General features: G+C 61.6%; 13 protein-coding genes. 11 read left to right on the top strand and 2 right to left on the bottom strand.

The genetic code is table 11. From position 1 onward, the window contains the following. Positions 1-498 precede the first annotated feature (498 nt). From RSB01_RS03635 to dnaQ, 5 genes are read left to right on the top strand one after another with little or no spacing between them, the layout of a single operon-like run. Complete coding sequence (locus RSB01_RS03635) at positions 499-1,368, top strand: pyruvate, water dikinase regulatory protein (RefSeq protein ID WP_332619338.1); 870 nt, start codon at positions 499-501, stop codon at positions 1,366-1,368. Beyond that, the gene (locus tag RSB01_RS03640) at positions 1,365-1,955 is read left to right on the top strand and encodes a nucleoside triphosphate pyrophosphatase (RefSeq protein WP_332590247.1); all 591 of its coding nucleotides are present in this window, start codon (positions 1,365-1,367) and stop codon (positions 1,953-1,955) included. The genes RSB01_RS03635 and RSB01_RS03640 overlap by 4 nt, the downstream gene beginning before the upstream one ends. After that, positions 1,952-2,776 carry a shikimate dehydrogenase gene (locus RSB01_RS03645; RefSeq protein WP_332590248.1) on the top strand — a complete coding sequence of 275 codons (825 nt, stop codon included), beginning with the start codon at positions 1,952-1,954 and terminating at the stop codon, positions 2,774-2,776. Before RSB01_RS03640 ends, RSB01_RS03645 begins: the two co-directional genes overlap by 4 nt. Beyond that, the gene (gene coaE / locus RSB01_RS03650) at positions 2,773-3,393 is read left to right on the top strand and encodes a dephospho-CoA kinase (protein WP_332590249.1); all 621 of its coding nucleotides are present in this window, start codon (positions 2,773-2,775) and stop codon (positions 3,391-3,393) included. Before RSB01_RS03645 ends, coaE begins: the two co-directional genes overlap by 4 nt. 5 nt (positions 3,394-3,398) lie before the next feature. Further along, on the top strand, positions 3,399-4,124 hold the full coding sequence (gene dnaQ / locus RSB01_RS03655; RefSeq protein WP_332590250.1) for a DNA polymerase III subunit epsilon: 726 nt from the start codon (positions 3,399-3,401) through the stop codon (positions 4,122-4,124). A 69-nt stretch (positions 4,125-4,193) separates the two neighbouring features. Here the strand turns inward: dnaQ and secB are convergent, their stop codons facing one another. Beyond that, on the bottom strand, positions 4,194-4,718 hold the full coding sequence (gene secB / locus RSB01_RS03660) for a protein-export chaperone SecB (RefSeq protein WP_332590251.1): 525 nt from the start codon (positions 4,716-4,718) through the stop codon (positions 4,194-4,196). A gap of 269 nt (positions 4,719-4,987) precedes the next feature. Here secB and timA point away from each other — a divergent pair, with 269 nt between their 5' ends. The 4 genes from timA to RSB01_RS03680 all read left to right on the top strand — a co-directional run bounded on the left by timA (position 4,988) and on the right by RSB01_RS03680 (position 10,056). After that, complete coding sequence (timA, locus tag RSB01_RS03665) at positions 4,988-5,635, top strand: TIM44-related membrane protein TimA (protein ID WP_332590252.1); 648 nt, start codon at positions 4,988-4,990, stop codon at positions 5,633-5,635. 26 nt (positions 5,636-5,661) lie between these two features. Then, complete coding sequence (locus RSB01_RS03670; RefSeq protein WP_332619340.1) at positions 5,662-6,777, top strand: MltA domain-containing protein; 1,116 nt, start codon at positions 5,662-5,664, stop codon at positions 6,775-6,777. Between the two features lie 93 nt (positions 6,778-6,870). Next, positions 6,871-8,295, top strand: a complete 1,425-nt coding sequence (locus RSB01_RS03675; protein ID WP_332590254.1) for a hypothetical protein — start codon at positions 6,871-6,873, stop codon at positions 8,293-8,295. A 12-nt stretch (positions 8,296-8,307) separates the two neighbouring features. Continuing rightward, entirely contained in the window at positions 8,308-10,056 is a 1,749-nt protein-coding gene (locus RSB01_RS03680) for an amidohydrolase (RefSeq protein WP_332590255.1), read from the top strand. Between the two features lie 4 nt (positions 10,057-10,060). Here RSB01_RS03680 and RSB01_RS03685 read toward each other — a convergent pair whose 3' ends face one another. After that, positions 10,061-11,572 (bottom strand): helicase HerA-like domain-containing protein, encoded by a 1,512-nt coding sequence (locus tag RSB01_RS03685; RefSeq protein ID WP_332590256.1) that lies wholly within the window; start codon positions 11,570-11,572, stop codon positions 10,061-10,063. Between the two features lie 132 nt (positions 11,573-11,704). Between RSB01_RS03685 and RSB01_RS03690 the strand changes: the two genes are divergently transcribed. Both RSB01_RS03690 and RSB01_RS03695 read left to right on the top strand, forming a co-directional pair. Then, on the top strand, positions 11,705-12,850 hold the full coding sequence (locus RSB01_RS03690; protein WP_332590257.1) for an AI-2E family transporter: 1,146 nt from the start codon (positions 11,705-11,707) through the stop codon (positions 12,848-12,850). Between the two features lie 401 nt (positions 12,851-13,251). Continuing rightward, positions 13,252-18,099, top strand: coding sequence for an NAD-glutamate dehydrogenase (locus RSB01_RS03695; RefSeq protein ID WP_332619432.1), 4,848 nt, complete (start codon positions 13,252-13,254; stop codon positions 18,097-18,099). The last annotated feature ends 134 nt before the right edge of the window (positions 18,100-18,233 follow it).

The raw sequence follows: 18,233 nt of genomic DNA on the forward strand, positions 1-18,233 counted from the left end.
CCTCCACACCGTCCAACCTCAATCTCAAATAAAAATTATAGAAATTAGAAATTGGAGGTTTGAATTAGGGCGGGGGACGACGGGGACAGTTTTTGATTGTCCCGCCCGTGGACGATCTTTTCCTAATCCAGGCGAGAACGATTCCAGCCCCCTGCGAAGCTGTGTGTGGATTATGGGGAAAACCCGTGAAACACCCAATCTAATTGGGCTCTCCTCTGGGCGCCGTTGTGGGTGAGTCTCTTGGCGCCAAAATTGGACAATGAATCTTGCCCACAGGACTGGATAGATAACCGGCGCCCAATTTGACGAGCGGGGCGCCGTTTATAAGTTTGGCGCCCGATCTTATGTTTGGAATTCGCTGGCGCCTATGAGCGCCCAATTCGGCGCCCGCTGTTTTGAATTTGGCGCCCTGCCTTTTCCACAGAATGCGGGGATGGTCGGCGCCTAGCGAACGGGTTTAGAACCGCAATAACCGCTTATTGAGCCAAGGAAGTCGTCATGAGCCCTGACCGTCCTGCCGGATCATCGCGTCTGGCGACCTATTTCCATGTGCATCTGGTGTCGGATTCGACCGGCGAGACGCTGAACGCCATGGCGAAAGCTGTGGTGGCGCGCTTTGATCGTGTGATCCCGATCGAACATATCTATGCGCTGGTGCGCTCCAACAAGCAGATGGAACAGGTGCTGTCGGAAATCGCCGATGCGCCGGGGCTGGTCCTGCATACGGTTGTAGACCCCGAACTGCGCGAGCAGCTGGAACAGGGGTGCAAGCTTTTGGGCATTCCCCAGATCGGCGCGCTGGATCCGCTGGTCCGCTCGCTGTCCCACTATCTGGGTGCCGATATCTCGACCCGCGTCGGGGCCCAGCACACATTGGATACGGGCTATTTCAACCGTATGAGTGCGCTGGACTACGCCATTTCCCATGATGACGGCCAAGGCTCGACCGAAGATCTGGAACAGGCCGATGTGGTACTGTGCGGGGTCAGCCGCACCTCCAAGACACCCACCTGTATCTATCTGGCCCATCGCGGTATCCGCGCCGCCAATGTGCCTCTGGTGCCGGGCAGCGAGGATGGCGAGCGCCTGACCAAGCTGAAAAACCCGCTGGTGATCGGTCTGACGGTCTCGCCGGACCGTTTGGTGCAGATCCGCCGCAACCGTCTGGACAGCCTGAACCAGATTCAGGAAACCGCCTATGTCGACCATGATGCGGTGCGCGCCGAGATCATCAAGGCGCGGCGTGATTTCGAGCGTCGTGGCTGGCCGGTCATTGATGTGACCCGCCGCTCGGTCGAAGAAACCGCCGCCGCCATCGTCAATCTGGTCAATGCCCGCCGTAATCGCCGTATTGGAGTCCCCGCATGAGCCTGACACGTTTAATTCTGGCGTCGAAAAGTGCGGCCCGTCGCGAGGTGCTGGCCAATGCAGGCGTGGTCTTCGATATTCAGGTCGCCGGTATCGACGAGGATGCCCTGAAGGTTGCGGGTGTGGATGCGCGCGAACTGGCCATTGAGCTGGCCAAGGCCAAGGCTTTGGTAGTGTCGCAGCAGCATCCCGATGCGGTGGTTTTAGGCGCCGACCAGACACTGGCCTTTGAGGGCGGGCTGATATCCAAGGCACCGACACTGGATGCCGCCAGAGCGCGTCTGGTGGAAATGCGCGGCAAGCCGCATCAACTCCATTCAGGCGTGGCTCTGGCCAAGGGGGGGCAAATCCTCTGGGCCGATGCCGATACGGCCCATATGCGCGTGCGCGATTTCTCGGATGATTTCCTCGACACCTATATCGCCACCGAAGGCGATGAGCTGCTGCACTGTGTCGGATCGTACCGTCTGGAGGGTATGGGCTCGCAACTGTTCGACAAGGTCGATGGTGACTATTTCACCGTTCTGGGCATGCCCTTGTGGCTGGTGCTGGAACAGCTTCGTCACTTCGGGGCCTTGCCGAAATGAGTCGTATTACAGGGGCGGTAAAGGTCGGCGGCGTGGTCGGCCAGCCGGTCAGCCACAGCCTCAGCCCTGTCATCCATAATGCGTGGCTGGAAGCGGGCGGGATCGACGGTGCATATGTGGCCTTTGCGCCCAAGGATGAAGACGGGTTCGCCGCTCTGGTGGCTGCAGGCCGTGCGGGTCTGATCGCCGGTGTTAATGTCACCGCGCCCTTTAAAGAGCAGGCTTACCGCACTGCCGATCAGGTTTCGGCGGCAGCCAGACTGGTGTCTTCGGCCAATATTCTGGCCTTTCGCGACGGACAGGTTTTTGCCGACAGTTCGGATGGCGCAGGCGTGCTTTATGCACTGGCCGAACAGGCCCCTGCCCTGTCTCTGAACGGTGCCCATGTGGTGATGCTGGGCGCGGGCGGTGCCAGCCGCGCCGGGGCCGGCGCCTTGCTACAGGCAGGCGCGCGACTGTCGATCCTGAACCGCACCCGTCAGCGGGCCGAGGATCTGGCGGCCGATCTGGGGGCAGGCGTCTGCGTGGCCGATGACGATACGGTTTTGCAAACCGCAGACCTTGTCATCAATGCGCTCAGCGTCCGGCCGCAAATCGATCTGGCCCTTGTACCGGCCCATGCGGTGGTAATGGACATGACCTATCGTCCAGTGGTGACGCCCTTGCTTTTGGAGGCTAAGACGCGCGGCCTGACGACGGTTGACGGTCTGGCCATGTTGATTGGTCAGGCAGGGGCGGGTTTCGAGGCCATCTATGGTCTGGCTCCGCCGCAAATGGATATGCGCGCCGTGCTGATGAAGCATCTGAAAGAGACACTATGATTATTCTGGGCCTGACCGGCAGTATCGGTATGGGAAAATCCACGACGGCAGAATTCTTTGCCGAGCACGGGGCCATGATCTGGAATGCCGACGATGCGGTGCATCGCCTGTATGCCAAAGGCGGTGCGGCTGTGGACCTGATTGCCGAGGCTTTCCCGAGCGCGGTGGTTGATGGGGCGGTGGACCGGCCCTTGCTGGCGCAGGTCTTGGGTCAGGACCCCGAAGCGTTTGCCGCGCTGGAGGGGATTGTCCATCCTCTGGTGGCCATGGACCGCGCCGATGCTCTGGCCAAGGCGCGCGAGGACGGCGTGAAGCTGGCCGTGCTGGATATTCCGCTTTTGTTCGAGACGGGCGGCGATGCCCATGTCGATGCGGTGGTGGTGGTATCGGCCCCTGCCGAAGTTCAGGCTGAGCGTGTCCTGAAGCGCCCGGGCATGACGCGGGAGCGTCTGGACGCCATCCTGTCGCGCCAGACACCGGATAACGAAAAGCGCCAGCGCGCCGATTTTATCATCAATACCGGCAAGGGACGCGCCCGCGCCCGTCGTCAGGTCGAGGCGGTGGTCAGAACGGTCCTTGATCCGGCGTGGACATCACCGCGCCAGATGGGGCAGTAAGCTTTATGCGCGAAATCGTCCTCGATACCGAAACCACCGGCTTTGATCCCAAGACCGGCGACCGCCTGATCGAGGTCGGCTGTATCGAAATTGTCGACTTGTTGCCGACGGGCCGGACCTATCACAGCTTGGTAAATCCCGAACGCTTGATCCCTGCGGAGGCCATCAGGGTTCACGGCATTACCGATGACAAGGTCAAGGATGCGCGCATCTTTGCCAAGATGGCCGACGAGTTCCTCGAATTTGTCGGCGATGCCCCCCTGATCGCGCACAATGCCAGCTTTGACCGCAACTTCATCGACTGGGAACTGACGCTGGCCCACAAGCCCATTACGGGCGAGGCGCGCTGGATCGATACGCTGGCGATCGCCAAGTCGAAATTCCCCGGCCAGCCCAATACGCTGGATGCGCTGTGCAAGCGTTACAAAATCTCGCTGGCCGACCGGACCTATCACGGCGCCCTGATCGATGCCCGTCTGCTAGCCGAGGTCTATCTGGAGCTGCGCGGCGGCAAGGAACGCAGCTTTGATCTGGGCGGAGGCAAGACCCTGACCAGCAGCGGTATGGTCGTACCGGACGGTCGCAAAACCTATGGGGCGCGTCCGCGTCCCCTGCCCGCGCAGGTGGGTGCGGCCGAGGACGAGGCGCATCGCGCCTTTCTGGGACAATGGGTCAAAGACCCCGTCTGGGCACAGCACGGTATCGAACCGCTGGCCAAGGACGAAAACTGAGACAACAAAAAACCCCGCCCTTGGATATCAAGGGCGGGGTTTTCGTTTGTCCGGCAGATGCCGTCAGTCTCAGGCTTGGCCGGTTTCGGCAGGCGAGCCGGCGATCTGCTGCTGGCGGGCCATATAGATGGCGCCAAAGTCGATCGGCTCGACATTGAACGGCGGGTAGAAACCACCGTCTGCGGTCGCTTGCGAGATGATCTGGCGCGCATACGGGAACAGGTAGCGCGGGCATTCGATCAGGAGCATCGGCTCGATGTCCTGCGGCTCTACGCCGTGCAGGGCGAACAGACCGCCGTAAACCAGCTCGACATGGAAGACCGGCGAGTTGTCGTCAGCCGTGGCCTTGACCGAGATCTTCAGGTCCACTTCGAACAGGCCGTCGGGGCGACCACCGGCATTCATTTCAACGCCCATATCGATCGCAGGCTTGCCTTCGATGCGCAGGCTTTCCGGTGCCTTCGGGTTTTCGAACGACATGTCGCGGACATATTGGGTGAGGATGCGGAAGCCCGGGCCTTGCGGCTGACCTTGAGCCAGATCGGCTTGCGGGTTTTGAGCGTTGGTGTCGGCGGGCGGCGTAGCGTCAGTCATTTCGAAAGACCGTCTTTGAAAATAAGGTGCGAAATGCCCCAACTGAGGCAGGTATGAGGCGCGGCGGTAGCACGTTGAGGCTATCGGTCGCAACGTCTGGCAGGGCTTCTATAGGGGCCTTTGCCTTGCGCCGGACAGGATCGCCCCCTAATCAATGTATTGAAGATGACCTGCCCATGAAGGGGCTGCGGGCATTGTCAGGGTTTTAAAACCTTGGCTGTGGCACAGTCTCTATGTGGGGAAGGCGCTGATTACCCCAAGGAATACCCGTGTCCCAGACCTTCTCGATTGTGTTCTTCGCTGTGATTGCGGCTGTGCTGCTGTTCCAGCTCTACAATGTGCTGGGCAAGAAGGTTGGCCGCCAACCCGAAGATAATGCCCATAAGGCGAAATTGGCCAAAACAGGCATTCTGGCCCCCGGCCTGCCCAAGAGCGTCGATGCCCGTGCCCCGCAAGGACCGGTTATGGACCCTGCTCTGGCAGCGGCCATTGCAAGTCTGAAAGAGCGCGATCCGGCTTTTGATCCGGCCCGTTTTGTCGAAGGGGCCCGTCAGGCCTACGAGACCATCATCCGTGCCTATGCGCGTGGTGACCGCGAGGCTCTGCGTCCCTTGCTGACCGACAAGGTGATGACCTCGTTTGATGCCGGTATCAGCCAGCGCGAACTGGCCGGAACGGTTGAAACGGTGGAACTGGTTTCTCCGGCGCGTGCCGATATCGAACTGGCCACGGTCGAAGACAATCTGGCCAAGGCGCGCGTGCGTTTCCTTGCCGAGGTGCGCAGCACAGTGACGCAGGACGGTGGTGAAAGCCACATCAGCGAGCGCCGAACCGCCGAGGTCTGGACGTTCGAGCGTAAACTGGGTGCCAGTGATCCCAACTGGTCGCTGGCCCGCGTCGAGGCCGCAACGGCCTGATGACCACGGTGGACAGGGACGGCTCGGTGTCGCGTTTTACATCCGGTTTTATTGTAGCGGCGTTGACGGTGCTGGTGGCGGCCTGTGCTTCCAGCCCCAAGGTGCCGCAACGTCCCTTTCCGCCGCAGACGGTTCCGCCCGTCACCCAGCCTCCGGTGTCGCCGCCGCCAGTTACCAGCGGCCCCCAGCCCTATTCGATTGCCCTGAGCGCCTTGCCGGGGTGGTCGAACGAGGACCATTTGTCGGCACTGCGCGCCTATGCCGAGGGCTGCAAGGTCTTACGCAATACGGCCAACCTGACCTGTCAGGTCGCCCGCGAGTTTTTGAACACACGCCCCGGCCCTAGCCCCAGTGATGCCCGCGCCTTTCTGGAAGAGCGTTTTGTAGCCGTTGAAGCCCGCAAGGAAGATGGCACAGCAGGGATGCTGACCGCCTATTTCGCACCCGAATATCAGGCACGGTCCACTCCGGATGCCGAGTTTGACGCACCGGTTCTCAGCCGTCCGGCCAATCTGGCCAGTGTCGGGGATCGCGCGGCCATCGAGGCAGGCTCGGCCCAGTCTTCGGCTCTGGCCTGGATGCGGGCAGAGGACCTGTTCTTCCTGCAGATTCAAGGCTCCGGCAATTTGACCTTCCCAGATGGTCGCCGGATGCGGGCGGCCTATGCCGCCGATAACGGCCAGCGTTTTGTCGGCATTGCCCGCCCGATGGCCGAGCGGGGTCTGTTGCCGCAGAACGGCACATCCGGTGATGCTATTCGCGGTTGGTTATCCAGCCATCGCGGAGCCGCCGCCCGCGAGGTCATGAACCTCAATCCGCGCTATATCTTCTTTGCCATGACGCCTGATAACGGACGCGAGGCTGTAGGCGCAGCGGCGATCCCGCTTCCGGCGCGTCGTTCTATTGCGGTTGATCCCTCGCACTGGACCTATGGCGAGGCCGTCTGGATCGAGGCCGATGGCGGAAATCTGGTGGGCGCGCTGGCCAGCTATCGCGGACTGGTTATGGCGCTGGATACAGGCTCTGCCATTCGCGGGCCGGTGCGGGCGGACCTGTATATCGGGACCGGCGATGCGGCGGGGCGCGAAGCGGGAGCGGTACGCCACCCCTTGCGCATGTGGCGGCTGATCCCGCGATATTGATCCGGCGACAGTCGCTATGCTGTTGAAACTAGAATATCAATGCTAGTCTAGATAACCACAATCCGTGGTCCTCGATGTGTTGAGGATTGAGCCATGTTCAGCTTACGTCACGTACCAGCGGGTATGATCGGGGCCTTCAGCCTTGCGTTTGCAGGACTGGCCCACGGGCAGGCTACTGACGCGGCGGATGATGAAGGCGTGAAAATCCGCTTTCAGGGCGGCGTGAATGCGGTGGCCGAGCGAAACCTGTTCTGGCGTTTTGCTGAAACCGTGGCACAGGCCGACGATTTCGCCTCCGATACCGAATGGCTGGAAGCCTATGTGAAACCGGGGCTGAGTTACCAGCGGACCACATCAAGCGGCGCGACCCTTTATGGCGGCCTGTCGGCGGTCGGGTCATGGACGGCCGGTTCCGATGCTTTTGGAACGGGTGATATCGGGCGCGTCACACTGGAAGAGGCCTATGCAGGGGTTCGCTTCAATCAGGCGGGCTTTGATTTTGATCTTTCGGCGGGCTCGCAGGAATTCGAAGCCGGCACGGGCATGAACCTGTCCAATGGCGGTTCGAACGGCTTTTCGCGCGGGGCGCTGAAACTGGGGCCGCGCAAGGCGTGGGCTATGGCCGTTCTGGCGCGGGCCAAGCGGGGCGATGTGTCCAGCACCGCCTTTTATCTGGATCCCAACAGTGCGCCCGACAATGACAATGGTACGCGCATAGCCGGTTTTGATGTGCGCTATGATCCCGATGAAAAGACCTATTACGGGGCGACAATCGGCAAGGTTGTGGAATCGCGCGCTCCGTATCCGGTGGCCGCTCCGGGCGGGATCGGCGTGCCCTCTATTTTGGAAAACGGCCGCGACGGCCTGACCTTTGTCGACCTGTATATGCGGGCGCGTCCCTTTGCCGACGCTCTCCCCGGTGCCTTTGTGGTGGCCGAGGTGTCGCTGCAGAACAATGACCGTATCGACATGCGTGCCTGGGGAGGCAGGGCCTGGGCCGGTTATGATTTCAACCACCGCTGGAAGCCGTCGTTCGGGTTTGGCTACCAGACCTTTTCCGGTGACGATCCCAATACGACGCGCCTAGAGCGGTTTGATCCGCTCTATTACGAAGGCAATCCGAAATCGTGGTCGACGGGTTCCAAATCGTCGATGGTGTTTATCAACTCGAACGTGGCGTCTTGGAATGCCGGATTGAGCCTGTCACCCACGCCACGCGACAAGGTGAGCCTGCAGGTTTCGCGCATTCTGGCGAACGAACGCCTGAGCCCGATCCAATTTGGTCAGGCCACCCGTGTCGAGATTGAAGACGGTATCGCCAACCCGATCTCCGGTGTCACACGCCGGCATTTGTCGGATGATATCTATCTTGAATACATGCGGGTCGTGACGCCGAACGTCTATCTGACAGCGGGTTTCTCCGTTTCGGTGCCAGGACCGGGCATTAATTCCATCGTGACCGAGGTGGATGCACCCACCTGGAGTGGCGGTTTCGTCAATCTTATCGTCAATTACTGAGGGCAGCCCCCAATGCCGTACTTCGCTTTTGAAGGGTTTAACCGCCGGGGTTTTCTGGCGGGAACAGGGGCTTGCGCGGGCGTGGGCGCATCGGCGCTGTCCGCGTCTTCCGCATGGTCGCAAACGCGACAGGAGACATCGATCTTCTCGGGCGGGATGATCCGCACCATGAATGATGCCATGCCTGTGGCCGAAGCTCTGGCGATACGCGGTGGCCGGATTATTGGTGTCGGCGCGCTGGATGACGTGCGCGCGGTGGCCGGACGCGGGGCCCGCATGGTGGACCTTCAGGGCCGCACCCTGTTGCCGGGTTTCTTTGATCCCCACAGCCACGTGGCCATGGTGGGCCTACAGGCCCGCTATGCCAATCTGTTGCCCGCCCCCGATGGCGAGGGCGAGGACATTGCCGCCCTGCAAAGGGTGACGCGGGTATGGATGGATCGTCACGCTGATCTGGTGCGCGACACCGGTCTGGTGATCGGCTTCGGCTATGACGATTCACAACTGAAGGAAAAGCGCCACCCGACGCGCGACGAACTGGATGCCATTACCGATACGGTGCCGATCCTGTTCCTGCACCAGTCCAGCCATATGGGGGTGGTCAATAGTGCCGCTCTGGCTGCGGTAGGGATTGATGCCAATACGCCCGATCCGGCCAATGGTGTGATCCGCCGCCGCGAAGGGTCAAACGAGCCGAACGGGGTGCTGGAAGAAACGGCCCTGTTTGCGGTGATGGGCACCTTGTTCACCCGACTGGGAGCCGAGGCCAACCGCCAGATGCTGATCGAGGGCGCACGTTTCTATGCCCGTTTTGGCTATACCACCGCACAGGACGGACGCTCTTCCACCGAGACCTGCCAGATGATTGCGGGACTGGCGTCCGAAGGGGCTCTGCCCATCGACATTGTGTCCTTCCCGGACATTCTGACGTCTACCGATGTGATGGCGACCTCGCTTTACCGGCGCAATTATGAAGGCCGTTATCGCATTGGCGGGGTAAAGCTGACGCTGGATGGCTCGCCGCAAGCCAAGACCGCATGGCTGTCACAACCCTATTATATCCCGCCCGAAGGCCAGCCCGCTTCGTACCGTGGCTATCCTGCGGTCAGCGAGCAAAAAGCGCTGGAAATGGTCGATCTGGCCTTTGCCAATAACTGGCAGATCGAGGTGCACGCCAATGGTGATGCGGCCATTGATCTGTTGATCGCCGCCGTGCGCGAGGCGACGCAAAAGCATGGCAAGGCAGACCGTCGGCCTGTGCTGATCCATGGCCAGACCACGCGCGAAGACCAACTGGACGATCTGAAGACGCTGGGCATCGTGCCGTCTCTCTTCCCCATGCACACCTTCTATTGGGGCGACTGGCACAGGGATTCCGTGCTGGGGCCGCGTCGGGCCGAGTTTATCTCGCCCTGTATGTCGGCGGTGCGTCGCGGCATGCGCTTTACCACGCACCACGATGCGCCGGTGGCTAATCCCGATGCCATGCGGGTGCTGTCGGCGACAGTGACGCGGCGCACGCGCTCGGGCGATATTCTGGGACCGGACGAGTGTGTGCCGGTCGAGATTGCGCTGAAAGCCATGACCCTGTGGGCCGCGTGGCAGCATTACGAGGATGACCACAAGGGCTCGCTGGTGGCGGGCAAGCTGGCCGATCTGACGCTGCTGGAAGACGATCCCGTGACCATTGATCCCGACCGTCTGGCCGGGATCAAGGTCAGCGAGGTTTATAAGGACGGGGCCAAGGTCGCCCTGTCCTAAACCCCTAGCGCTTCTTCAGTCCGCCCAGAACGCCACGCAACAGCTCGCGGGTTAGGGTGGTGCCGACGGTCCTGAGCACCGACTTGGTCAGGGCCTCGGTCGGGGTTTCGCGGGTTGAACGGCGGGCGGGCGCACGGGTTGCGGTCGCGGCCTTGGCGGCTTCTTTTTCGGCCTTGGCGCGGGTCTTTTCCGCATCTTCGGCAGCCTTGGTATCGGCGTCGAGGCGCTGGGCCTGTGCCTTGCGGGCCTTCAGGACCTCTTCGGCGCTCTCGCGGTTGATGGCGGTGTCATAGACGCCGCGCACAGGGCTGGCCTGCTGGATGGCAGCACGTTCGGCCTCGGTGGCGGGGCCAAGGCGCGAGTCGGGCGGGCGCACCTTGGTCTGGGCGACCACTGTCGGCGCACCTTTTTCGTCCAGTACCGAGACCAGCGCCTCGCCGACCCCGAGAGCCTGAATGGCCTCGGCGGTGTCAAAGCCGGGATTGGTGCGGAAGGATTGCGAAGCTGCGCGCAGACCTTTTTGTTCGGCAGGCGTATAGGCGCGCAAGGCGTGCTGGATACGGTTGCCCAGCTGGGCCAGAACCGTATCGGGAATATCGGCCGGATTTTGCGTGACGAAATAGACGCCGACACCCTTGGAGCGGATCAGGCGCACGACCTGTTCGATCTTTTCCAGAAGGCCGCGCGGCGCATCGTTGAACAGAAGGTGGGCTTCGTCGAAGAAGAAGACGAGGCGCGGTCTATCGGGATCGCCGATTTCCGGCAGTTGTTCGAACAGTTCCGACAACAGCCACAGCAGGAAGGCCGAGTACAGGCGCGGGCTGTTCATCAGGCGGGTGGCGTCCAGCACATTGACCTGCCCCTTGCCGTCCAGAGACGTGCGGATCAGGTCTTCCAGACGCAAGGCCGGTTCGCCAAAGAAGCTTTTGGCTCCCTGCTGTTCCAGTTGCAGAATGGCACGCTGGATGGCCGCCACCGATTGCGGCGAGACACTGCCGACCTCGGCCCCGATGGTTTTGGCGTTTTCCGATACATAGGTCAGCATGGAACGCAGATCTTCGAGATCCAGCAGCAACAGGCCTTCCTTGTCGGCGACGTGGAAGGCAATCGTCAGAACGCCTTCCTGGACTTCATTCAGTTGCAGCATCTGGGCGAGCAAAAGAGGCCCGACATCCGAAACCGTGGCGCGGATCGGATGGCCCTTTTGACCGTACAGATCCCAGAACACGGTCGGTGCGGCCTTGCCGTGCAGCTCGAACCCCATCTTGGCGGCGCGTTCGGCAAATTTCTCGGTGCCGCCCGCCTGCGAGATACCGGACAGATCACCCTTTACGTCGGCACAGAAAACCGGAACGCCCGCATCGGCAAAACCCTGGGCCATGATCTGCAGGGTGACGGTCTTACCCGTACCGGTGGCACCGGCGACAATACCGTGTCGGTTGGCGCGGTTCAGCAACAGGCGTTGGGGCTCACCATCGAAAGACTGGCCGAGAAAAAGCGAAGGGGCATCGGTCATATAGGGTCTCCGGTTTGGGCCATTACGCTGCGGCGCCCGTGACGATCACACAAGAGGAAGCTATGAGAATGGGGAACTATCATGTTTCCTGTGCGATTGAGGGAGCAGATACCTCAGACGGGTCGAGTTTTCATGAAGTTACCTTTGACGTCCAATATCGCCGTTTCCAGCCGCAATGCGATCGTCATGATCGCGGTCGTTGCAGCAGGGGCTACGCTTTACTGGCTGCGCGATATTCTGACGCCACTGGCCATGGCCATCTTTCTGATGATTATGATCAGCGGTATCGAGCGCTGGCTGTCCACCAAGGCGCGTATTCCCGTCAAATTTGCGGGGGTGGCGGCCATTGGTCTGGTGGTTTTGGGCTTTCTGTTCTCGATCTGGATCATTATCGACGGCGCGGCGGGCTTCTTTACCGATGCCTCGGGTGTGGCGGGTAGTATCGGCCCGCGTATCGACCATATCAGCCGTGATGTCAGCGGCCTGTTCGGGGTCTCCAACCCGCCGACCTTGCAGGACATGATTTCGGGTATCGATCTGCGCGGCTGGCTGACGACCGCGGCGCTTCAGGCGCAGGGCATTGCCTCCAGTGCGTTTTTTGTCCTGATTTATCTGGGCTTCCTGCTGGCTTCGCGTCACGGCTTCAAAAAGAAGATCGTCGGCCTGTTCCCCGATCGCGGGCATCGTCACGAAGCGATCCAGGTCTATGAGCGTGTACGCGGCGGGGTCGAGGGCTATCTGTGGGTGCAGGCCGTCACGGGTGTGATGATCTGTTTTGTGGCCTGGATACTGATGCGTGTGGTGGGCCTACAGAATGCGGAGTTCTGGACCTTTGTAATCTTTGTGGTCGGCTTTATTCCGATCCTTGGCGGGGCGATTGCCGGTCTCGCCCCCCCGCTGTTCGCCTTGGTTCAGTTCGAGAGCTACTGGCCGGCCTTGATCCTGCTGATCGGTTTGCAGGCCCTGCTGTTTGTGGTGGGTAATGTGATCCAGCCGCGCATGCAGGGTGACAACCAGAATATTGATCCGATTGCCGTCCTTCTGGCGCTGGCCTTCTGGGGCAAGCTGTGGGGGGTGGTCGGCATGTTCCTGTCTACACCGCTTGCGGTGATGGCCATGGCTATTCTGGCCGAGTTCAAGGGGTCGCGCTGGATGGCTGTGCTGTTGTCGGGCGACGGCAACCCTTACGGGGGTGATGGGGCGCCGGAATCTGGCAAACCTGACACGAAACCGTCACTATTCGATCGATTGATCGTAAAATTGCGACGAAAAACTTGATCTGACCGAAAAATTTCTTCGATCCGTCCTTGATTCGCCGCAATCGGTCTCTAAATCAACATCAGACGCCGCGGCCCTCCCCTCCCCTCCCCCGGGCCGCGCGTTAAATGGCCGGCGCTTCCCCTCCCCCTCCTAGCGCCGGACTGAGCAGGCCGTCGGACCCCGTTCGACGGCCTTGTTCAATTCTGGTCCCGAGGTTGCCGCAAGCAAGGCGGGTTTAGGGCGAAATCTTCAGCATTATGGCAGCTTTATGGATCGACCTTTCGTTAGGTGGGCCGTTCGCGCAACATTGTGCGCTGCACACAGAGATATGGGCCAAAAGCCCACTAGGCATAGGCACGCATGGCGCTAAGGTGACCTGATCTGGTGGCCTGTGTGGCCCCGTTTGACGAGAACCTATTATGTCAGCCGCTTCGCGTACTGCTTCCGCCGGTCAGGCCAATCTGGAGGCGCTTTTGAAAGCCTTCTCCGAGGTTGCTGCAGGCCCGCCGGGGGCGGTGCAAACATCCCTGCTGGAACAGGTGATTGAAGATTACGAAGCGGACGAAACACCCGAAGTCGGTCTGAAGGATCTGGCCGTCCTGCTCAACCAGGCATGGCAACAGTCCAGCAAGCGCGAAGCCGGATCGCCGGCCTTCGTCACGGTCGGACCGCTGAACGGCTTTGATGGCCGCGCAACGGGCTATGACCAGGTCCTGATCCTTCAGGATGACGCCCCCTTCCTTGTGGACAGTGTGCTGGGCGAACTGGCCGATGCCGGCGTGACGGTCCGTGCTTTCTACCATCCGGTTATAGAGATGGAGGCGGGTCGTCGTGACTCGCTGATCATCCTGATTATCGATCCCCTGCCGCAAGAGCGCCGCGACGTTCTGGGTGAGGGTCTGGCCTCGGCCATGGCCGATGTGCGTCTGGCTGTTCAGGACCATGGCCGCATGGTTGAAGCCATGAAGAGCGCCATTGGTCGCCTCGAGGCCGACACTTCGGAGCGTATCGATCCGGCCGTGCGCGAGGAAAACATCGCCTTCCTGCGCTGGGTCAAGAGCGACCACTTCGTCTTCCTCGGTGCGCGTGACTACGACTTCCCCGTCGGCACCAATGGCGAGCTTCAGGCCGAAGCGCCGATGAGCGAAAACGAAAGCGGCATGGGTATCCTCAGCGATCCCGAGCGCCGCGTGCTGCGCCGTGCTTCGGAGCCGGCGGTTCTGACGCCTGCCATGAAGCAGCAGATGGACCACAGCGATCCGGTGACGGTGGCCAAGTCCAACCTGCGCTCGCGTGTGCATCGCCGTGCCGTGATGGATTATATCGGTGTCAAACGCTACGACGCGCAGGGCCGCGCCGTGGGCGAGACCCGCTTCGTGGGCCTGTTTACGGCCGAAGCCTATGACAAGATGGCCAAGGAAGTGCCGCTGATCCGTCGCAAGGTCGCCAATGCGCTGCACCGCGCGGGCAAGGCCGAGGGCAGCCACAACTACAAGCGCCTGAAAAACATCCTCGAAAACTATCCGCGCGACGAACTGTTCCAGATTTCGGAAGACGAACTGCTGGATACGGCGCTGGGCATTCTGCACCTGTATGACCGCCCGCGTATCAGCCTGTTCACCCGCCTTGATCCGTTCGACCGCTTTGTCTCGGTGCTGGCCTTCATCCCGCGCGAGCGTTTCGACGCTACCTTGCGGGCGCGCATCGGCGAGATTCTGGCCGAGGCCTGGGGCGGCCGCGTTTCGGCATGGTATCCGCAACTGTCGGACCAGCCGCTGACCCGCGTCCACTATATCATCGGCGTGACGCCGGGGGCCCACCCGACGCCGGATGCCAAGGCTCTGGAAGCGGCTGTCGCCGAGGCCGGTCGTTCGTGGGTTGATCGTTTTGAAAGCGCGCTGCGCGCTGCCGATGTCGATGACGTGGCTGTTGGTCCGACCAGCGCCAAATGGGCCGAGAGCTATGGCGCCGGTTATCGTGACCGTTACGACGCCGCAGAAGCCGTGGCTGATCTGGGCCAGTTCGACCGTCTGAACGACGGCTCGCCTGCTGACGGTATCGCCGCCGAGCCGGTGGCCGTGCGTGCCTTCCGCACCGAGGCGGAAACCTCGCTGCAATTCCGCTTCAAGCTGTATCGCCGCGGTTCGGCTGTGCCGCTGTCGGATGTCCTGCCGATCCTGGCCGATATGGGCCTCAAGACGCTGGAAGAATCCGATCACGTCGTGCGCCCGCAAGGCGATGACCCGATCTATATCCACGACTTCCTGCTGGAAGACCCGCGTGGCGAGAAGCTCGACTTTGCCGATATTCAGGCTCCGTTCGAAGCGGCTTTTGCGGCCGTGTGGAATGGCCGTACCGAAAGCGACGGCTTCAACCGTCTGGTGCTGGAACTGGGTATCGACTGGCGCGAAGTGGCCCTGATCCGCACACTGGCCCGATATCGCCAGCAGACGGGTCTGGACCCGTCGCAGTCGGTTCAGGAAGTGGCCCTGCGCGAATATCCGCAAGTCTCGCGTGCCATCCTGTCGCTGTTCTCGACCAAGTTCGATCCGGCCAAGGGCGGTGAAGCCGCTTCGCGTGAAGCCGATGTGGCCGGGGTCCAAAAGACCATCGCCACCCTGCTTCAGGACGTGGCCAGCCTGGACCATGATCGCGCCTTGCGCCGCATTGCCGATCTGGTCGGTGCCGTGAAGCGCACCAACTTCTATCAGGGCAAACCGCACATCTCGATCAAGATCGCCCCGCGCGAGATCGAGGAAATGCCGTTGCCCAAGCCGTTCCGCGAAATCTTCGTCTGGGCACCGCATGTCGAGGGCGCGCACCTGCGCTTTGGTCCGGTGGCCCGCGGCGGTCTGCGCTGGTCGGATCGTCGCGACGATTTCCGCACCGAGGTTCTGGGTCTGGTAAAGGCCCAGCAGGTCAAGAACTCGGTCATCGTGCCGGTCGGCTCCAAGGGCGGCTTCTATCCGAAGCAACTGCCGGTGGGCGGTGACCGCGACGCCATGCAGGCCGAAGCGATTCGTGCCTACAAGACCTTCCTGTCGGGTATGCTGGACATCACCGACAATATTGTTGGCGAAGGCGCGCCGGTGCGTCCTGAAAACGTCATCGCCTGGGAAGGTGACGACCCCTATCTGGTGGTTGCTGCCGACAAGGGCACCGCGACCTTCTCGGACATCGCCAATGGCGTGTCGCAGTCGTTCGGCTTCTGGCTGGACGATGCCTTCGCCTCGGGCGGCTCGGCCGGTTACGACCACAAGGAAATGGGCATCACCGCACGCGGTGCATGGGAAGCGGTCAAGCGCCACTTCCGCGAGACCGGCAAGGACATCCAGACCCAGCCGTTTACGGTTGTCGGTGTGGGCGACATGTCGGGCGACGTGTTCGGCAATGGTATGCTGTTGTCCAAGGCCATCAAGCTGGTGGCGGCGTTCGACCACCGCGACATCTTCCTTGATCCGAACCCGGATCCGGCCGTGTCGTGGGAAGAGCGCAGCCGTCTGTTCAACACCCCGCGCACCAGCTGGCAGGACTATGACAAGGGTCTGATCTCGGAAGGCGGCGGTGTGTTCTCGCGCTCGGCCAAGACGATCACCCTGACCCCGCAGATCAAGGCGATGCTGGATATCGAGGCCGACACGGTCGATCCGGTCACCCTGATGCAGGCCATCCTCAAGGCCCGTGCAGAGTTGCTGTATTTCGGCGGCATCGGCACCTACATCAAGGGTGCAGGCGAAACCAATGCCCAGGTCGGCGACAAGGCCAATGATGCCATCCGCATCAATGGTGGCGATGTCCGCGCACAGGTTGCCGGCGAAGGTGCAAACCTCGGCATGACCCAGCTGGGTCGTATCGAGGCTGCCCGTGCTGGCACCCGCCTGAACACCGACGCCATCGACAACTCGGCAGGCGTCGACAGCTCGGACCACGAGGTCAACATCAAGATCCTCACCGGTGGTGCCATCGCGTCGGGCCACCTGAAGGCCGAGGACCGCAATGCGCTGCTCAAGTCGATGACCGACGAAGTGGCCGACAAGGTTCTGGCGCACAACTACGACCAGACACTGGCCGTGACCCTGCAACAGGCCGAAGGCGCTGCGGCGCTGGAAGCCCAGCAGAACTTCATGCAGCACCTGACCTCGCTCGGTAAGCTTAACCGTGCCGTGGAATATCTGCCGGACGATGCCCGCATCGCCGAGATGAAGCTGCAAGGCACGGCCCTGACCCGTCCGGAACTGGCGGTTCTGACGGCCTATTCCAAGCTGGAACTGTTCGACGGCATCGTCGGCTCTTCGGCACCGGACGATGCCTTCTTCGAGCGCCTGCTGGTGCACTACTTCCCGGCCCCACTGGCGAAGTTCGAAGAAGACATGAAGGGTCACCGCCTGCGTCGCGACATCATCGCTACCGTGTTGTCGAACGAGATCGTCAACATGGCCGGTGCCACCTTCCCCGACCGTCTGCGTGCGGCGGCGGAATGTGACACGGCGGCGATGGTCACGGCGTTTGAAACCGCCCGTCAGGTCTTCCGTCTGGATCAGGCCTGGAACGATGTGTCGGCTCTGGACCTCAAGATTCCGGCAGAGGCCCAGACGGCCCTCTATCGCGAGATCGCGCTGGTCCTGCGTCGCCAGACCTACTGGCTGGCCCGTCGCGCGGCCCGCACCGAAACGACGGTCGGCGGCATGATCGCCGCTTACCAACCGGCAGCCGACACCCTGCGTGCCGCAGGTCCGGACGTGCTGTCGCGCTACGAGCAGGACCGCTACGAGAGCCGTGTGGCAACCTTTGTGGGTCTGGGCGCTCCGGAAGCTCTGGCACGCGGTATTGCCATGCTGCGTCCGATGGTGGCCACGGCCGATATCGGTGATCTGGCTACGGAAATGGCTTGGAGCGCACCGGCCATGGCACGCCTGTACCACCAGGTGGGTGCGGCGTTCGACTTTGACCGTCTGCGTGTTGCTGCGGGTTCGATTGCGTCGGGTGACCATTTCGACCGTCTGGCCGTGCGTCGCCTGATTCAGGACCTGATGACCGAACAGCAACAGCTGACCCGCGCTGTGGCCGCTTCGATCAGCGAAAGCGTCTCGACCAGCGAAGCCAGTGCCGAAGCGGCCGTGGACAGCTGGATCGGTGATCGTCTGCCGGTCGTGGTAGCCCTGCGCTCTTCGGTGGACGAAATCGAAAGCTCGGGTGCGGGCTGGACCTTCGCCAAGCTGACGATTGCCAACTCGGCAATCCGCGAAGTGATCGCCAGCGCAGCCTGAACAGGACTGTGACTTGAGGAAACGGGGCGGCTCCTGACGGGGCCGCCCTTTTTTCTGTCCGCTAACGAGGCCGTGATGGGGGTTGGCGCAGGGGCAGGCTTTGGTTTAGCTGGAGTATTGAACCACTGGCGGAG

This window comes from Brevundimonas sp., assembly GCF_036659295.1.
Lineage (GTDB): Bacteria > Pseudomonadota > Alphaproteobacteria > Caulobacterales > Caulobacteraceae > Brevundimonas.